This window comes from Amycolatopsis sp. NPDC001319 (assembly GCF_042896185.1).
GTDB lineage: Bacteria > Actinomycetota > Actinomycetes > Mycobacteriales > Pseudonocardiaceae > Amycolatopsis.
On the sequence record NZ_JBIAWY010000010.1, the window covers coordinates 175,197 to 191,220 of the forward strand.

At 70.6% G+C, this 16,024-nt stretch carries 15 protein-coding genes; 13 read left to right on the forward strand and 2 right to left on the reverse strand.

Features of this window, described 5'->3' with window-relative positions; genetic code table 11:
- Positions 1–2: 2 nt before the first annotated feature.
- Positions 3–620, reverse strand: coding sequence for a LuxR C-terminal-related transcriptional regulator (locus ACFY1H_RS34140; protein ID WP_366577979.1), 618 nt, complete (start codon positions 618–620; stop codon positions 3–5).
- 206 nt (positions 621–826) lie between these two features.
- On the opposite strand from ACFY1H_RS34140, the gene ACFY1H_RS34145 reads away from it, so the two are divergent.
- From ACFY1H_RS34145 to fgd, 13 genes are all read left to right on the forward strand, one after another.
- Complete coding sequence (locus tag ACFY1H_RS34145) at positions 827–1,858, forward strand: hypothetical protein (protein ID WP_386953358.1); 1,032 nt, start codon at positions 827–829, stop codon at positions 1,856–1,858.
- A 93-nt stretch (positions 1,859–1,951) separates the two neighbouring features.
- On the forward strand, positions 1,952–3,637 hold the full coding sequence (locus ACFY1H_RS34150; protein ID WP_366577983.1) for a sulfatase-like hydrolase/transferase: 1,686 nt from the start codon (positions 1,952–1,954) through the stop codon (positions 3,635–3,637).
- A gap of 94 nt (positions 3,638–3,731) precedes the next feature.
- The gene (locus ACFY1H_RS34155; protein WP_386953361.1) at positions 3,732–4,358 is read left to right on the forward strand and encodes a TetR/AcrR family transcriptional regulator; all 627 of its coding nucleotides are present in this window, start codon (positions 3,732–3,734) and stop codon (positions 4,356–4,358) included.
- A 150-nt stretch (positions 4,359–4,508) separates the two neighbouring features.
- On the forward strand, positions 4,509–5,348 hold the full coding sequence (locus ACFY1H_RS34160) for an alpha/beta fold hydrolase (RefSeq protein WP_386953363.1): 840 nt from the start codon (positions 4,509–4,511) through the stop codon (positions 5,346–5,348).
- A 299-nt stretch (positions 5,349–5,647) separates the two neighbouring features.
- Positions 5,648–6,367, forward strand: coding sequence for a class II aldolase/adducin family protein (locus ACFY1H_RS34165; RefSeq protein ID WP_366577989.1), 720 nt, complete (start codon positions 5,648–5,650; stop codon positions 6,365–6,367).
- Between the two features lie 207 nt (positions 6,368–6,574).
- Positions 6,575–7,438 (forward strand): ABC transporter permease, encoded by an 864-nt coding sequence (locus ACFY1H_RS34170; protein ID WP_366577990.1) that lies wholly within the window; start codon positions 6,575–6,577, stop codon positions 7,436–7,438.
- 28 nt (positions 7,439–7,466) lie between these two features.
- On the forward strand, positions 7,467–8,249 hold the full coding sequence (locus ACFY1H_RS34175) for an ABC transporter ATP-binding protein (RefSeq protein ID WP_366577991.1): 783 nt from the start codon (positions 7,467–7,469) through the stop codon (positions 8,247–8,249).
- Between the two features lie 112 nt (positions 8,250–8,361).
- Positions 8,362–9,408 carry an ABC transporter substrate-binding protein gene (locus ACFY1H_RS34180; RefSeq protein ID WP_366577993.1) on the forward strand — a complete coding sequence of 349 codons (1,047 nt, stop codon included), beginning with the start codon at positions 8,362–8,364 and terminating at the stop codon, positions 9,406–9,408.
- A gap of 163 nt (positions 9,409–9,571) precedes the next feature.
- Positions 9,572–10,345 (forward strand): GntR family transcriptional regulator, encoded by a 774-nt coding sequence (locus ACFY1H_RS34185; RefSeq protein WP_386953367.1) that lies wholly within the window; start codon positions 9,572–9,574, stop codon positions 10,343–10,345.
- Between the two features lie 109 nt (positions 10,346–10,454).
- Complete coding sequence (locus tag ACFY1H_RS34190) at positions 10,455–11,399, forward strand: alpha/beta fold hydrolase (protein ID WP_366577997.1); 945 nt, start codon at positions 10,455–10,457, stop codon at positions 11,397–11,399.
- The gene (locus ACFY1H_RS34195) at positions 11,396–12,787 is read left to right on the forward strand and encodes a dihydroorotase family protein (RefSeq protein ID WP_366577999.1); all 1,392 of its coding nucleotides are present in this window, start codon (positions 11,396–11,398) and stop codon (positions 12,785–12,787) included. Before ACFY1H_RS34190 ends, ACFY1H_RS34195 begins: the two co-directional genes overlap by 4 nt.
- Complete coding sequence (locus ACFY1H_RS34200) at positions 12,784–13,767, forward strand: LLM class flavin-dependent oxidoreductase (RefSeq protein ID WP_386953370.1); 984 nt, start codon at positions 12,784–12,786, stop codon at positions 13,765–13,767. Before ACFY1H_RS34195 ends, ACFY1H_RS34200 begins: the two co-directional genes overlap by 4 nt.
- Before the next feature lie 15 nt (positions 13,768–13,782).
- Positions 13,783–14,781: a glucose-6-phosphate dehydrogenase (coenzyme-F420) gene (gene fgd / locus ACFY1H_RS34205; protein ID WP_220239253.1), complete on the forward strand. Its 999-nt coding sequence runs from the start codon at positions 13,783–13,785 to the stop codon at positions 14,779–14,781.
- A 52-nt stretch (positions 14,782–14,833) separates the two neighbouring features.
- Here the strand turns inward: fgd and ACFY1H_RS34210 are convergent, their stop codons facing one another.
- Positions 14,834–15,997, reverse strand: coding sequence for an MFS transporter (locus ACFY1H_RS34210; RefSeq protein ID WP_386953373.1), 1,164 nt, complete (start codon positions 15,995–15,997; stop codon positions 14,834–14,836).
- Positions 15,998–16,024: the final 27 nt, after the last annotated feature.

Below are 16,024 nucleotides of genomic sequence, written 5' to 3' on the forward strand. Positions count from 1 at the left end.
GGTCAGATCAGGCCTTCGCGGATCGCGTACGCCACGGCGTGAGCCCGGTTGCGCAGCTCGAGCCGGACGGTCATCTTGCTGATGATGTTCTTCACCGTGCGCTCGCTGTAACCCAGTTGGTGGGCCACCTCGCCGGCCGACAGCCCGTCGGCCAGGAACCGCAGGATGTCGGTCTCGCGCCGATCGAGGCGGTTCTGCCGGGCCGCGGCGTGCGTCAGCCGGCGCACCTGCGTGCTCAGCCGCTCGACCGGGTCCGCCGGGTGCGCGCCGGCCGCGTCGATCACGGCCTGCGTGACGGCCTCGCTGCGGCTGGTCGTCTTGTCCAGGATCGTGACCACGCGGTGCTGGGCGAGCTCGGTGATCGGCAGGTCGTCGAGCCGGCCGATGACCAGCACGGACGGGATGTCGAGCGTCGCGGCGACGCGTTCGAGGATGTCGCGGGTGCGCGGGGTGAACCGGTCGGTGACCACGAGCGAGACCTCGGCGCCCATGGGGCGCGTGCGGTCGACCACGGCCACTTCGGGCTTGCCGTCGAAGTAGCTTTCGAGGCACGCGCGCGTGAGCGCGTCCGAGACCGACAGCAGGGTACGCACGGTTCCGGTCCGCAGGGTCTGGTTCATGCTGCCAGCATGCGCGAATGGACTGATCAACTACTCCGGGCGCGTTCAGTCGTCGTTCAGTGGCCGCGCAGCGCACCCCGCGGTGGTGGCCGTTCGGTCACGCGTGCGGGAAAGTCCTCGACTCCCCGGCGGTGATCGAGTTTGATGCGGGCAGGGGGCAGGTGGGTTCTCGAGGGAACCCCGGACGACGAGCTGGTGCGAACAAGATGGACGACGTTTTGGCCGAGGTGGCCGAACTGGGGCTGACCGCGAAGCTGACTCCCGTGGCGGGTGGGATCGCCGCCGTGTGGCGCTGCGATCTGCTGCGCGACGGCGTGGCGCTCTCGGCCGGGCCGGGTTACGGCGCGGGCGAAACCGCGGAACGCGACGCCGTGCTCGATGCGCTGACCCGCCGCTTCGGCGGCGCCGCCTGGCTGCGCCCGGCCGACGTGCGCGCGGTGCCGGCGCCGGAGCTGGCGACGGGCCCGCTGGCCGCGGACGACACCGTGTGCGCGCTGGCCCGCTACACCGACCTGCCCGTCGGCACGCTCGCGTACCGGCGGCTGCAGCCCAGCGGCCTCGGTGCGGTGGCGGCCGTGCCGGCCGTGCTCGCGATCACCGACTACGGCCGCGCCGGGCACCTGCTGCTGCGCCACTCCGTGGGCGACGTCGTGGACTACGACGCCCTCGGCACCCGCCCGGCCGCGGCCTCGTGGGGCGCCGCGACGACCAGCGCCGAGGCGACCGTGCGCGCGCTGATCGGCCTGCTCGACCACAACGCCCACGAGTCGATGCTCGCCGGCGCCCGCCCGGCGCTGCTCGACCCGGCCGGCCTGCCCGCGGACCTGGCCGCCCTGCTCGCCTCCGCGTCGCTCGCCGCGGGCGGGCCCGTGCGCGTCGCCGACCTCACGCCCCAGCTCGGCGTGCCCGCCTACCTGGCCGGCGACCGTGCCGCCTGGGGCGCCGGGGTGTCGTTCAGCCGGCGCTGCGCCCTGACCGACGCGCTGACCGGCCTGCTGCGCCGCCGCGCCGCCACCCCCGCCGCCCGCTGCCCGGCCCTGGCCGAGGCCGCGGAGTTCGTGCCGTTCCGCGAGAACAACCTCTCCGGCACCGCGCCGGCGCTGCTGGCCGAGCTCCTGGACAGCCTCGCCGCGCGCGACCTGACGGCCTATCTCCGCGAGCACCACACCGGCCGGGTGTCGGTGGTTCACGTGTTCGTGCCGGGGCTGCGGTGCCGCGAGGGACTCACTTCGGTGTGATCCGGGGCAACCCACTGAACCGCTCGGCGTTTCCGTCCGTGTAAGGAAGAGGAGCACCGGCCGCCGTGCCGGTTTCGGGCGGAAAGGAACCCCGTGTCACTCTTCACGCGCACCGACGACCGCGAGCTGTCCGGAGTGGAGGAACCGGACCCCGCGCCGCCGGAGCGGAGCCGGACGCGGCGCGTGACGGCGGTGGTGCTGACGGTACTGGCGTGCCTGCTCGTGCTGTTCGCGTTGGTGGCGCCCAACAACCTGGGGGAGCTCTCGCCCGCGGCGTTCGTCCGGATTCCCGTGGAGGCGCTGGTCGTCGCGGCGCTCGCGCTCGTGCTGCCGCCGCGGTGGCGGCGCGTGCTGGCCGGCGTGGTCGGCGCGGTGCTCGGCGTGCTCACGGTGCTGAAGCTCGTGGACATGGGGTTCAACGAGGTGCTCTCGCGCCCGTTCGACCCGATCTTCGACTGGAGCTTCGTGAGCGCGGGGCTCGACTTCCTGCGCGGTGAGGTCGGCGGCGCCGGGGCGATCGCCGCCGCGGTGGGCGTGGTGCTGCTGATCCTGGCGGTGGTCGTGTTCACGACGCTCGCCACGATGCGGCTGACGCGCCTGGCCGCCGGGCGGCGCACGGCGTCGACGCGCGTGGTGGCGGTGCTCGGCGTCGTGTGGATCGTCGCGGCGGTGTTCGGGGTGCAGCTCGCGCCCGGCCAGCCCATCGCGTCGCGCAGCGCGGCCGCGCTCGCCTTCGACGACATCCGGCAGGTCGGGACCGACCTGCACGACAAGCAGGACTTCGCCGCGCAGATGGCCGACGACCCCTTCGCCAACACCCCGGGCGACCAGCTGTTGCAGGGGCTGAAGGGCAAGGACGTGCTGCTGACCTTTGTGGAGAGTTACGGCCGCTTCGCGATCGAGGGCTCCGACATCGCGCCGGCCATCGACGCCCAGCTCGACCAGGAGACGAAGAGCCTGCAGGCGGCCGGGTTCGCGGCGAAGAGCGGGTTCCTGGACTCCTCGACCTTCGGCGGCGGCAGCTGGCTCGCGCACTCGACCGTCCAATCGGGAACGTGGGTGGACAACCAGCAGCGCTACAACGACCTCCTGGCGAGCAACCGGCTTTCGCTCACGCGCGCGTTCGGCAAGGCGGGCTGGACGACGGTGCAGGACGTGCCGGCCCACACGATGCCGTGGCCGGAGGGCAAGTACTACGGGTTCCAGCACTACTACGACTTCCACAACGTCGGGTACCAGGGCCCGGGTTACGCGTACGCCACGATGCCCGATCAGTACACGCTTTCCTTCCTGCAGCGCACCGAACTCGCCGCGCAGAACCGCAAACCCGTGATGGCCGAGGTGGACTTCGTGTCCAGCCACGCGCCGTGGTCGCCGCGTCCGTCGCTTGTGGACTGGAACAAGGTCGGCAACGGCTCGATCTTCGACCCGCAGCCGGCGATGGGGGAGGACCCGGAGCAGGTGTGGAAGGACCCGAACGCCATCCGCGCCGCGTACGGCAAGGCGATCCAGTACACCCTCGCGACGCTGACGTCCTACCTGCAGACCTACGGCAACGACAACACGGTGCTGGTGTTCCTGGGCGACCACCAGCCGCCCGTGGTGACGCCGGCCGGCGTGACGCACCAGGTGCCGATCACGATCGTGGCGAAGGACCCGGCGGTGCTGAACCGGGTGTCGTCGTGGAACTGGACCGACGGCATGCGCCCGGCGGCCAACGCGCCCGTGTGGCGCATGGACACCTTCCGGGACCGGTTCCTGACCGCGTTCGCCAAGTAGATCGGCAAAGCGTTCGCCGAGTCGTTCGGCACGTCGTTCGGCAAGGAGGAGGCCGGTCGCTGCGCGCCCCGGCGGCATCGGGGAAGCTGTCGGGGTGGACGACGACTCGGCGGAACGGGCGGGCTATCGGCGGTCGGCGGGCTCGCCGCGCGGGGAGGCGCGGCGGCGTGAGCTGCTGGCGCGTGTGACGGACGACCTCGCCGTGAACGGCCTCGTCGACTTCTCCCTCCGGCGCGCCGCGCGGGCGGCGGGCACCACGCACAAGGTGCTGCTCTACCACTTCGCCGGCGCGGAAGACCTGCTCGCCCAGGCCGTGTTCGCGTTGCGCGACCGCCGGATCGCCAACGCGCTCGCGGCCATGGCCCGTGGCGCCGAGCAGCGCACGCTCGCCGGCCGCGTACGCGTGGCGTGGCAGACGCTGCGCGACGAGGAGGCCGGCCTGCGCCGCGTGCTCGACCAGGCCGTCGGGCTCACCATGTATGACCCCGACCGCTACGCCGACCTCGGCCGCGGTTCGACACGCCAGTACCTGCACCTGCTCGTGTCGTTCTGCCCGGAGCAGTGGCCCGAGCAGCGCAAACGCGAGGTGGCCGAGCTCGTGCTGGCGACGTTGCGCGGGTTCGTCGTGCACCGCCTGACCAGCGACGATCCCGGTGGCGCCGACGCGGGCTTCGCGGCGTTGGAGCGCGCGCTGGAGCGGGAGGAAGCCGCGGGGGACTGACCCGCCCGGGAGGTTTCGGGGGCAGCGGCACTGGACGCGTTTGCGAACCACGTGGTTCACTTCTGCCGGGGCGAACGACCGGGAGGTCCACATGGGGTGTCGACGAGCGCGGTTCGGGGAGCACGGTCCGTCCAAGGGAGAGGCGGGCGCATGACCGAGATCGAGCTGTCCGCCGGGACCGTCGAGTACGAGGACTCGGGCGGCGACGGGCCCGTTCTGGTGTTCCTGCACGGGTTGCTGATGGACTCGTCGCTGTGGGCGGAGACGATCGCGGACCTCGCGGGCGAGTTCCGGTGCGTCGCGCCGACGTTGCCGCTCGGGGCGCACCGCAAGGCGATGCCGCTCGACGCCGACCTGTCGATGCCGGCGCTTGCGCGGCTGGCCGGGGAGTTCCTGGCGCGCTTGGATCTTCGTGAGGTGACGCTGGTCGGCGTGGACACCGGCGGGGCGCTCGTGCAGCTGCTGATGGCCGGGGACGCCGGCCGGGTGCGGCGGGTGGTGCTCGCGTCGTGCGACGCGTTCGACAACTTCCCGCCGGGGCTGACGGGGAAGACGCTGTTCCTCACGGGCCGGTTGTCGCCCGGGCTGTTCGGCGCTTTCCTGCAGCAGATGCGGCTGAAAGCCTTGCGCCGCTTGCCGATCTCGTTCGGGTGGCTGACGAAACGCGGCGACGCCGCCGTGGTCCGGTGGCTGCGGCCGCTGCTGGAGCAACCGGCGATCCGCCGCGACACCGTTCGCGTGCTGCGGGCCGCGGCGGCCGAGCCCGGGATCCTCGTCGACGCCGCGGCGCACCTGCCGGAGTTCGACCGGCCCGCGCTGGTCGTGTGGGCGAGCGAGGACCGCGTCATGCCACCGGAGCACGGGCGGCGGCTGGCGGAACTGCTGCCCAAGTCGCAACTGTCCGAAGTGGACGACAGCTACACCCTGCTGCCGCTCGATCGGCCGGCCGAGCTCGCCCGGCTGATCGGCGAGTTCGCGCGCACCACCTGAGCGGCACTGTCCACAAAGATCACTTCGCGGCCATCGGGCCCACGTCGGTCACCGTGCGTGGTCCCGGTGGCCGTGTCCCCTGTTGACGTCTGTCGCGCCAGGACTCGATCGGGAAAATCGGAAGCGTTACCTGAGATGATGGCGCCGGGCGGCGCGGAGGCCTAACCTTCCCGCAACAACAGCCCCACCCCGCGCGCCGGCCGCAACTCCGTGGCCGGTTCGCGACCTGGAGATACTTCCGCTGTGAAAGTGTTTCCTTTATCCTGGATCCAATCGCCAATCCGAGAGGAAGGGCTTTCATGATCGATTCCCAGGCCGACGCCGACCGAGTACGGGCCGATCTCGTCACCTGCACCAGTCTGCTCGTGTTCAAAGGTGTCCTCGACTACAGCGGGCACCTCTCCGCGCGGGTCCCGGGCACCGACGACCGCATCTTCATCCAGCCGCGCGACGCGAGCCGGGCCGCGCTGCGCCCCGAAGACCTGCTGGTCGTGGACCTGGACGGCAACCTCGTCGAGGGCGAGCTCCCGCCGCCGGCCGAGACGGCCATCCACACCGGCGTCTACCGCGCGCGGCCCGACGTGGACTTCATCTGCCACGGCCACCCCACGCTGTCGACCACCTTCACCATGGTCGACCACCCGTTCCTGCCCATGCGCCACTTCGCCTACAAGTTCCCCGACGGCCTGGCCGTGCACCCCGATCCCACGCACATCCGCTCGCGCGAGCAGGGTGACGCCGTGGCGAAGACACTCGGCGACGCCGGCGCGTGCCTGCTGCGCTCGCACGGCACGGTCGTGGTCGCGAACCGCATCCAGGAACTGCTGATGGACTGCCTCGACCTCGAGGAGAACGCCCGCACGCTCCTCCTCGCGCGCCAGCTCGGCACCCCGCTGCCGCTCACGCCCGAAGAGATCGTGCAGGTCGCCGAGAGCTACGACCGCGGCGGGCACCGCCCCGGCAAGCTCTGGGACCACTACGTGCACCTCGGCCGCCGCGCCGGCGTGCTCGCCGCCTGACCACACCGGACAGCTCCACACTGGACAGAACCCCGTCGGCCGCGAAAACCGGCCGGTGGCAGTCGTTGTGCGCACTTCTCGTGTCCACAGTGTACGAATCCACGCTGCACAGGTACGTCATCCCCGAACAGAACAGTTCACGGCCGGACTGCTTGACCTTGATGTCGAATGGATCCAGGCTCCAACTGACAACCGGAGGAGGTCACGGTGTCCCTCACCGAAGACACGAGCTTGGCCAGTTCGGCCCCGGACCGGGCCGGACCGCCGGCCGCACCACCCAGGAAGTTCCGGATCCCGTGGAACGCGAAGGTCCGCCGCCGGGTGCTGCCCGTCGCGTCGGTCGTGGTGTTCCTGGGCGTGTGGCAGATCTTCGGCGCGCAGGTCAACCCGATCCTGCTGGCCACTCCGTCGGCGGTCGCCACGTCCTTTGTGGACATCATCGGCAACGGTGAGCTCGGCGCGGCCTTCCTGCGGGCCATGGAGGTGCTCGCCGCGGGCTTCGGGCTCTCGGCCGTGGTCGGCATCGCGGTGGGCGTGTGGATGGGCCGGCGCGAAACCGTGTCGCGCGTGCTCAACCCCTACGTCAGCTTCTTCCAGGCGACGCCGCTGATCGCGCTCACGCCGCTCGTGGTGATCTGGACGGGCATCGGGTTCACCTCCGAGGTCACGATCACCTTCCTGCTCGCGGTGTGGTCGATCATCATCAACACGGCCGAAGGCACCCGCAACACCCCGGCGATCCTGCTCGACATGGCGAAGGTCTACCGGGCGGGGGAGTGGTCGGTGGTCCGCCACGTCGCGATGCCCAACGCCGTGCCCTACATCTTCGCCGGCCTGCGCATCGCACTGGCCAAGGCCCTGATCGGTGTGATCATCGGCGAGATGGACATCAGCCTCAAGGGTCTCGGCGGGCTGATCCAGAACTACGGCGACTCGTTCCAGACCGCGCCGCTGCTCGCCTCGATCATCAGCTCCTCGATCGTCGGCGTGATCGGGACGATCGTCCTCGAGGTCCTGCGCCGCAAGCTCGCCCCGTGGTCGTCCACCGGCTCGGCCCACACCCGCGTCTGAACCCGGCATCGTCTAGGAAAGGTCCGCCATGAGCGCACCCACGGCGTGCATCGAGATCGAGCACGTGTCCAAGCGCTACCAGCGCCCGGGCCGCAAGGCCGAGAGCTTCCTCGCCGTCTCCGACGTGCACTTCGACATCCGCCAGGGCGAGTTCATCTCGCTGATCGGCGCGTCGGGCTGCGGCAAGACCACGCTGCTGCGGATGATGTCCGGGCTCATCCCGGTCGACGACGGCCAGATCCGCATCAACGGCAACCCCGTGCAGGGCGTGCCGGGGTCGATCGGGTTCGTGTTCCAGGAGCCGGCGCTGCTGCCGTGGAAGACCGTGCGCGAGAACATGGCCTTCGCCTTGAAGGCCAAGGAGCTCCCGCCCGAAGAGGTCGACGCCGCGATCGCCGCGAAGCTCGAGATGACGAGCCTGCAGGACTTCGCGGGCTACTACCCGTCGGCGCTCTCGGGTGGCATGCAGCAGCGCGCGGGCCTGGCCCGGGCCCTGGCCTGCGACCCCGACGTGCTGTTCATGGACGAACCCCTGTCCGCGCTCGACGCCTTCACCCGGCGCCGGCTGCAGCAGGACATCGCCACGATCATCGAAGGCATCGGCGCGACCACGGTGCTCGTGACGCACGACGTCGACGAGGCCGTGTTCTTCTCCGACCGCATCGTGGTGATGGGTACCTCGCCCGGCTCGGTCCGCGATGTCGTCGAGGTCCCGTTCCCCAAACCGCGCACGCACGCGGAGCTGCTCGGCGATCCCGAGGTGGCGAAGCTGCGTGACCACGTGCTGGGCATCGTGCTCGGCCTGCACTGAAGTACCCGCAGTGAAGTCACCGCACTGAAGTCACTGCACTGAAGTTCCTGCTCGAACCGCACTCCCAACCCCCACCCCACCGTCAGATCCAGTCCAGAAAGGAGGGTCCGCGATGTCCGCTCCCTCTTCGCGGCGGCGCCGCACGGCGCTCGTCGTCGGCGCGATCGCCGCGCTCACCGTGTCGCTCACGGCCGCGTGCGGCTCCGGCGACGCGGCCACCGGCACCGGTGACAAGCTGCCGACCTCGGCCGACGGCACGCCGAACCTCAAGGGCACCACCATCCGGATCGTCACCGGTGCCGCCCCCGCCATCGAGGACACCAAGATCGCGCTCATGGCGCAGGTCCTCAAGAGCTGGGGCGCCGACGCGTCGATCGTGAACCAGACCGGCGACCCCGCCGCCATCCGGGTGCTGCTCGCCGGCGACGCCGACATCGGCACGCTCGCCGTCTCGTCGTCGATCAACTCGGGCCTGAAGATCTTCGGGCCGAGCCAGCCGCGGCTGGACTACCACTTCATCGGCGCCCCTTCGCTGACCTCGATGAAGGACCTGCCCGGTCACGTCTACGGCACCTCGAACGTCCACGGCGTCGAGGCGCTGATGTTCGCCGACCTGCTGGCGAAGAACAACATCGACCCCAAGGCGGTCACCACGACCGTGGCCGGTGGCGCGTCGGTGCGCGTGAGCGCCATGCTCACCCACCACATCGACGCGACGTTCGCGCACGCCACCGACGTGTCGAAGCTGACCTCGGCCGGCTTCCACGACCTCGTGACGATGTCGAAGACCGCGCCTGAGCTCGCGGACTCGTTCCTCGCGACCTCACCGCAGTGGCTGGCGAGCCACGGCGCGCTGGCCGTGGCGATCGACCAGGCGTGGATCAAGGCGGCGCAGATCTTCAACACGGACAAGGACCAGTGGGTCAAGGCCGCGGTCGCCTACGCCAAGGCGGACGAGAAGGAAGCGTCGAGCACCTACGACGCCCTCAAGGCGGCGGACACGTTCCCCGCTTCGAAGGACGCCTACTCCGAGGCCTCGGCGAAGGTCCAGGAGGATCTGGCGAACAAGGTCGGCGCGATCACCAAGGCACCGGCGACGTCCGTGTGGGTCGACACCGCCACGTGGGACAAGGCGACGGCGGCCATGAAGCTCGGCTGATCACCTGATCCGCAACGGAAAGATCCGGTGAAAAGCTCCCGCGGGAAAGGACTCGCCGGGGTCGGTCCGATAATGGATCCAGGATACGATTGGCCGGATATTAACGACGAATGGTAACCGCTTGACGGCCGGTGCACGCCGGTCGAGGGGAGGCTAGGTCACGATGGCTCAGCGTCAGTCCGGTGGAGCCGGCGGCGGTACGGGAGGCGGCGCCCCGGAGGGGTCCGCGATCACCGGCCGCGCCAGCTTCGACGAGGTCGTGTCGCGGTTGTCGAGCGGCTACCGTTCGATCGGCGACATGGTCTACGAGGTCCTGCGCCAGGCGCTGCTCTCCGGGGCGTTCGCCCCCGGGGAGCACCTCCGGCAGGAGGCGCTGGCCACCGCGATCGGGGTGTCCCGGCTCCCGGTGCGGGCCGCGCTGCTGCGGCTCGACGCCGAGGGGCTCGTGGAGTTCCACCCGCGCCGCGGCGCGGTGGTCAAGACGCTGACGGCCGAGCAGCTCGTGGAGATCTACGAGCTGCGCGACCTGCTCGAGACCCACGCGCTGCGCAAGTCGATGAAGACCATGACCGCGGACCGGATCGCGAGCCTGCGCCGCAACGCGGAGCTGCTCGACTCCGAGGAGGAGGGCGAAGGCTTCCTCGACGTCCGCGTGCGGTTCTACCGGGAGCTCTACGACGCCGAGCGCAACCCGCGGCTGGTGGAGCTGATCGAGGACCTGCGCAGCAGTGTCGGGCGGTACCTGCTCGGCTGGCGGGTGTCGGGCAGCCGCAGCCACCACGGGCGGCACACCACGCTGGTCGACCACGTCGAGCGCGGTGACGTCGAGAAGGCCGAAGCGGCGCTGCACGATCACCTCCGCGAAGTGAGCGAAGGCGTCGCCAAGATCCTTTCCGGCGAAAGCGATCGCGAACCCGACAGCGAATTCCCCGCGTAACCGAATCCCTTTCCCTCAATCGAATACCGCGTTGTCCGCAAACCCGGCCGAATCGCCGGGCAGGTACCCCCTGCCCGGAAACCGGCGGGCAGGAGTGAACGGAAACGGCATGAGAACTGACGAGGTCTCCTGGTTCAGCGACGGCGAACGCATCAGCGGGCTCTGGCGCACCCCCGACGAGGGCGACGGGCCCTACCGCGTCGTCGTGCAGGGCCCGGGCTGGATGGGCCTGAAGGACGCGAAGCTCTACGTGCGCTACCACCAGGCGCTCACCGACGCCGGGTTCGCCGTGCTGGTGTTCGACTACCGCGGCTTCGGCGACTCCGAGGGCGATCCGGAGCTGCTGTCGCCGGCGCGGCAGCTGGCCGACCTGCGCAGCGCCGTCACCTACGCCGAGGCGCGGCCCGACGTGCTGCCCGACTCGATCGGGGTGTTCGGCAGCGGCGGCACGGGCGGCGGCAACGCGGTGCTGCTCGCGGCCGTCGACCCGCGGGTGCGGGCGGCGGTGAGCCAGCTGCCCGTGGCCGACGGCGGCGACTGGCTGCACCGCATGCGCAGCGAGTACCAGTGGCTCGACTTCCTGGCGGAGCTGGACGCCGACCGGCGCGAGCGGACGCTGCACGGCGCCGGCAAGCTCGTGAACCCGCGTGAAGAGATCATGGTGCCGACCTCGGAGCGCCGGGCCACGAGCGTGAAGTCCGATGTGGACGGACGCGTGCCGAAGCAGGTGCGCCTGGCCGCGGCGGAGGAGATCATCGCCTACCGCCCGGCCGAGGCGGCGGCGACGCTCGACACACCGCTGCTCGTGATCGGCGTGGAGAACGACGCCACCACGCCCACCGACCACGCGGAGCGGATCTACGAGGCCGCGCGCGGGCCGAAGGAACTGATCATGCAGCGGCACACGAGCCATTACGCCGCCTACGACAAGTACTGGACCGCGACGACGCCCCGCATCGTCGCGTGGTTCGAGGAGTATCTCCGCCCGGCCGATGTGGTCGTGCGTTCGAGCCGGCCGGGCGGACACCCGGCCGTAGTGGAGGTGAAGGCATGAGCATCGATCTGCGCGTGAGCGGCGGCCGGGTGCAGCTGCCCGGCGGCGCCGTGGACGGCGACCTGCTGGTGAACGAGGGCAAGGTCGTCGGGGTCGTGTCCGGCTCCGTCGAGGTCGCCGACGTCGGCCGCACCGTCGACGCCACCGGGAAGCTGGTGCTGCCCGGCATGGTCGACGTCCACGTGCACACCCGTGAGCCCGGGTTCGAGCACAAGGAAGACATCTACACCACTTCTCTGCAGGCGGCCGCGGGCGGCGTCACCACGATCTTCGGGATGCCGAACCTGAACCCGCCGACCACCACCGCGAAGACGCTGCGCGAGGTGTTCGACCTCTACGCCGAGAAGTCCATCGTGGACTGGAACCACAACCCGGCGGCCACGCAGCCCGACGAGATCGCGCCGATGGCCGCGATGGGCGTGAACGCCTACAAGATCTACATGGTCGTGGACACCGGCCGCACCTACCCGCACCCGGCCGGCACCGGCATGCACGGGCACGGCGACCTGCTGCGCATGATGGACACCATCGCCAAGACGGGTAAGCGCTTCATCATCCACCCGCACGACCAGTCGCTGATGGACTACATCGAGGGCGAATACCTGGCGCGCGGGGAAAACACGCCGCAGGGGTACGCGTCGGCCTACGCCGCGCGCAATGGCGTCATCTGGGACACCGCCATCGAGGTCGTGCTGCGCCTGGCCGAGGCGTCGGGCTGCAAGGTGCACCTCGCGCACATCCAGACGCGCCGGTCGGTCGAGGCCGTGCGGCGGGCCCGGGAGCACGGCGTGGACGTGACCTGCGAGGTCAACCACTGGCTTCCGTTCCTGTCCACTTGGGACGATGTCGAGAAGCTCGGCCCGTACGCGCTGTCCTACTGGGTGCCCGACGACGGGCGCGAAGCCGTGTGGGAAGGCCTGCGCGACGGCACGATCGACATGTTCTCCTCCGACCACGCGCCGCACACGCGCGAGGAGAAGGAGATCGGCTGGACGCAGATGTGGAGCTCCCACACGGGCACGCCGGGCATCCAGTACTTCTACCCGCTCGCGCTCGACGCGGTGAACAAGGGCCTGCTCACGCTCGACCGCGCGGTGGAGCTCGTCGCCGGCGCGCCGGCCGCGAAGTTCGGCCTGCAGGGTGTGAAGGGCGCGCTGACCCCGGGCTGCGACGCGGACTTCGTGATCGCGGACCTCGACGCGCCGTGGACGATCACGAACGAGGGCGTGCTCTCGAAAATCGGCTGGACCCCGTACGACGGCCGGCAGCTCACGGCCGGTATCGAGCAGACCTACGTGCGCGGCACCGAGGTGTTCGCGGACGGCAAGGTGACCGGCGAGGCCGGGCACGGCAAGCAGGCGGTGTCAGGAAAGGTGCAGAACGCATGAAGTTCGGACTGCTGCTCCCGCATTTCGGCGAGCACGCCTCGCGCGACAACGTGCTCCAGGGCGCGATCATGGCCGAGAAGGCCGGGTTCGACTCGGTCTGGGTGCGTGACCACCTGGTGTTCGAGCCGCACGGCGAGATGGAGAAGCCCAACCGCACGTTCTACGACGCGCTGACCACGCTCACGGCCATCGGCGCCGTGACCGAGCGCATCGAGCTGGGCACGGGTTCGCTGATCCCGTTCCGGCACCCGCTGGTCACGGCCCTGATGACGGGCACGATGACGCAGCTGTTCGGCCCGCGCGTGATCCTCGGGTTCGGGGCCGGGACGTTCGACCACGAGTTCGAGGCCATCGAGTGGGGCGAGCGCGACCGGGTGGAGCTCGTGCGCTCCAACGCCGAGATTTTCAAGCGCGTGTTCACCGAGAACGACGTGACCTACTCGGACGCGAACTTCTCGTTCAGCGACATCACGATCGAGCCGAAGCCGCTGGGCGGGCGGGTACCGTTCTGGTATTGCGGCGCCACCCCGCGTTCGGCGCGGCTCGCGGTGGAGTTCTGCGACGGCTGGATGCCGGGCCGGATCTCGATGGCGACGCTGGACAAGCGCGTGACGACGATGCGGGAGCTGTCGGAGACGGCCGGGCGCACGATGCCGACCGTGGCCGTGATCCCGCCCACGTCGATCGAGCGCACGTACGAGGAGGCGGTGAAGCACGTGAACGTCCCGGGCCTGCTGGCCTGGGCGAACAAGGCGAAGTTCGCGGTGAAGCCGCCGTCGGGCAAGTTCGAGACCGTGAAGGATCTCTCAGGGCAGCTCATCGTCGGGACACCGGAGGATGCTCTGGAGGAAATCGACCGCTTCGCCGCGACCGGGGTGGAGCACCTGGTGTTCGACTTCCGGTTCAAGTTCGATCGGTGGTTCGATCAGATCGAGCTGCTCGGGTCGGAGATCATCGGCAAGGTGAACGCGGGCGTCTGAGAAGGGACGAGTCCAGTGGTGAGGTTCGGGTACAAGGCATCGGCGGAGCAGTTCGCGCCGGCGGAGCTGTTGCGCTACGGCGTGCTGGCCGAGGAGAACGGGTTCGACTCGGTGTTCGTGAGCGACCACCTGCAGCCGTGGCGCCACGACGGCGGCCACGCGCCGGCCGCGCTGCCGTGGCTGGGCGCGCTCGGTTCGGCGACGGAGCGGGTGGTGCTCGGCACGAGCGTGCTGACGCCGACGTTCCGCTACCACCCGGCGGTGGTCGCGCAGGCGTTCGCCACGCTCGGGTGCCTGTTCCCGGGCCGCGTGGTGCTGGGCATCGGCTCGGGCGAGTCGATGAACGAGGCGCCGCTCGGCATCGAGTGGCCGGAGCCGAAGGTGCGGTTCGCGCGGCTGAAGGAGGCGATCGAGCTCATCCGCCGCCTGTGGACGGAGGAGCGCGTGGACTTCGAGGGCGCGCACTACCGCACGGAGAAGGCCACGGTGTACGACCGCCCGGAGGTGCCGGTGCCGCTCTACATCGCGGGCTCCGGCCCGGCGGCCACCCGGCTCGCGGGCCGGCGTGGTGACGGGTTCATCACCACGAGCGGCAAGGCGCCGTCGCTGTACACGGACACGTTGCTGCCCGCCGTGCGCGAAGGTGTCGAGCAGTCGGGCCGGGCGGTCGGCGACGTGGACATGATGATCGAGGTCAAGGTCTCGTTCGACGCGGACGCCGACCGCGCGTTGCAGGACACGCGGTTCTGGGGCGCGCTGGCGTTGAAGCCGGAGGAGAAGACGGGCGTCGAGGACCCGGTCGAGATGCAGCGGCTGGCCGACGCGCTGCCGATCGAGCGGGCCGCGAGCCGGTTCATCGTGTCGTCCGACCCGGACGAGCACGTGGCGGCGATCAAGCGGTACCTCGACCTGGGGTTCACACACCTGGTGTTCCACGCCCCCGGGCCGGACCAGGAGCGGTTCCTGAAGGCCTACGGCACTGAGATCCTGCCGCGGTTGCGCAAGCTGGTGTGACGGTGAAGCCGCGGGCCCGGCGCGGGTGCCGGGCCCGCGGTGTCCACTGTGGTCAGTGCACGAGTGCTTTCGTGCCGGCTCGGTCCAGTCGGCCCGAGACGACGGCCAGCGCGAGGGCGGCGACCGTCATGGCGGCGCCGACCCAGTTGGTCGACGCGTAGCCGTACCCCGCGGCGATGACGACGCCGCCGAGCCAGGCGGCCAGCGCGTTGCCGAGGTTGAACGCGCCGATGTTCACGGCGGACGCGACGGTCGGCGCGGCTTGGGCGCTGGCCAGCATCCGCATCTGCAACGGCGGCACCGTCGCGAAGCCGAAGCCGCCCAGCAGGAACAGCGTGACGATCGCGGGCACGGCCGCGTGGGCGGTGAAGGCGAACGCCGCGAGCACCACCGCCAGCGCGACGAGCACGGTGTAGAGCGTGGGCATCAGGGCGCGGTCGGCGAACTTGCCGCCGACGAGGTTGCCCAGCACAAGCCCGACGCCGAACAGCACCAGCAGCCAGCTCACCGCGCCGCTCGGGAGACCGGCGACCTCCGTCATCATGGGCGCGATGTAGGTGAAGCTCGCGAAAACGCCCCCGAAGCCCAGGATCGTCGTGCCGACGGCCAGCCACACCCGCGCGTGGCGGAACACGGCGAACTCCGTCTTGATGCTCGTGTTCTCGGGCCGCGGGGTGTCCGGCACCAGCGCCGCCACTCCGGCCAGCCCCAGCACGCCGAGGCCGGCGACGACCCAGAACGTCGCGCGCCAGCCCAGGCCCTGCCCGATGAACGTGCCCAGCGGCACGCCGAGCACGTTGGCCAGCGTCAGCCCGGTGAACATGAGCGCGATGGCGCTGGCCTTCTTCTCCGGCTTGACCTGGTCCGCGGCCACCACCGCGCCGACCCCGAAGAAGGCCCCGTGCGTCAACGCCGCGACGATCCGGCCGGCCAGCAGCACGCCGTAACTCGGCGCCACCGCCGACAACGCGTTGCCGACGATGAACACCCCCATCAGCAGGAGCAGCAGGTGCTTGCGCCGCATCCGCGTGCCGAGCGCGGTCATGGGCAACGCCCCGGCCGCCACCCCCAGCGCGTAGCCGGTGATCAGCCACCCCGCGGCCGGGATGGACACCCCGAAGTCGGCGGCCACCTCGGGCAGCAACCCGGCGATCACGAACTCCGTCGTGCCGATGCCGAACGCGCCGATGGCCAGCGCGAGCAGGGCGAGCGGCATGGGATCTCCTCTTGAAGCGTGGACAAC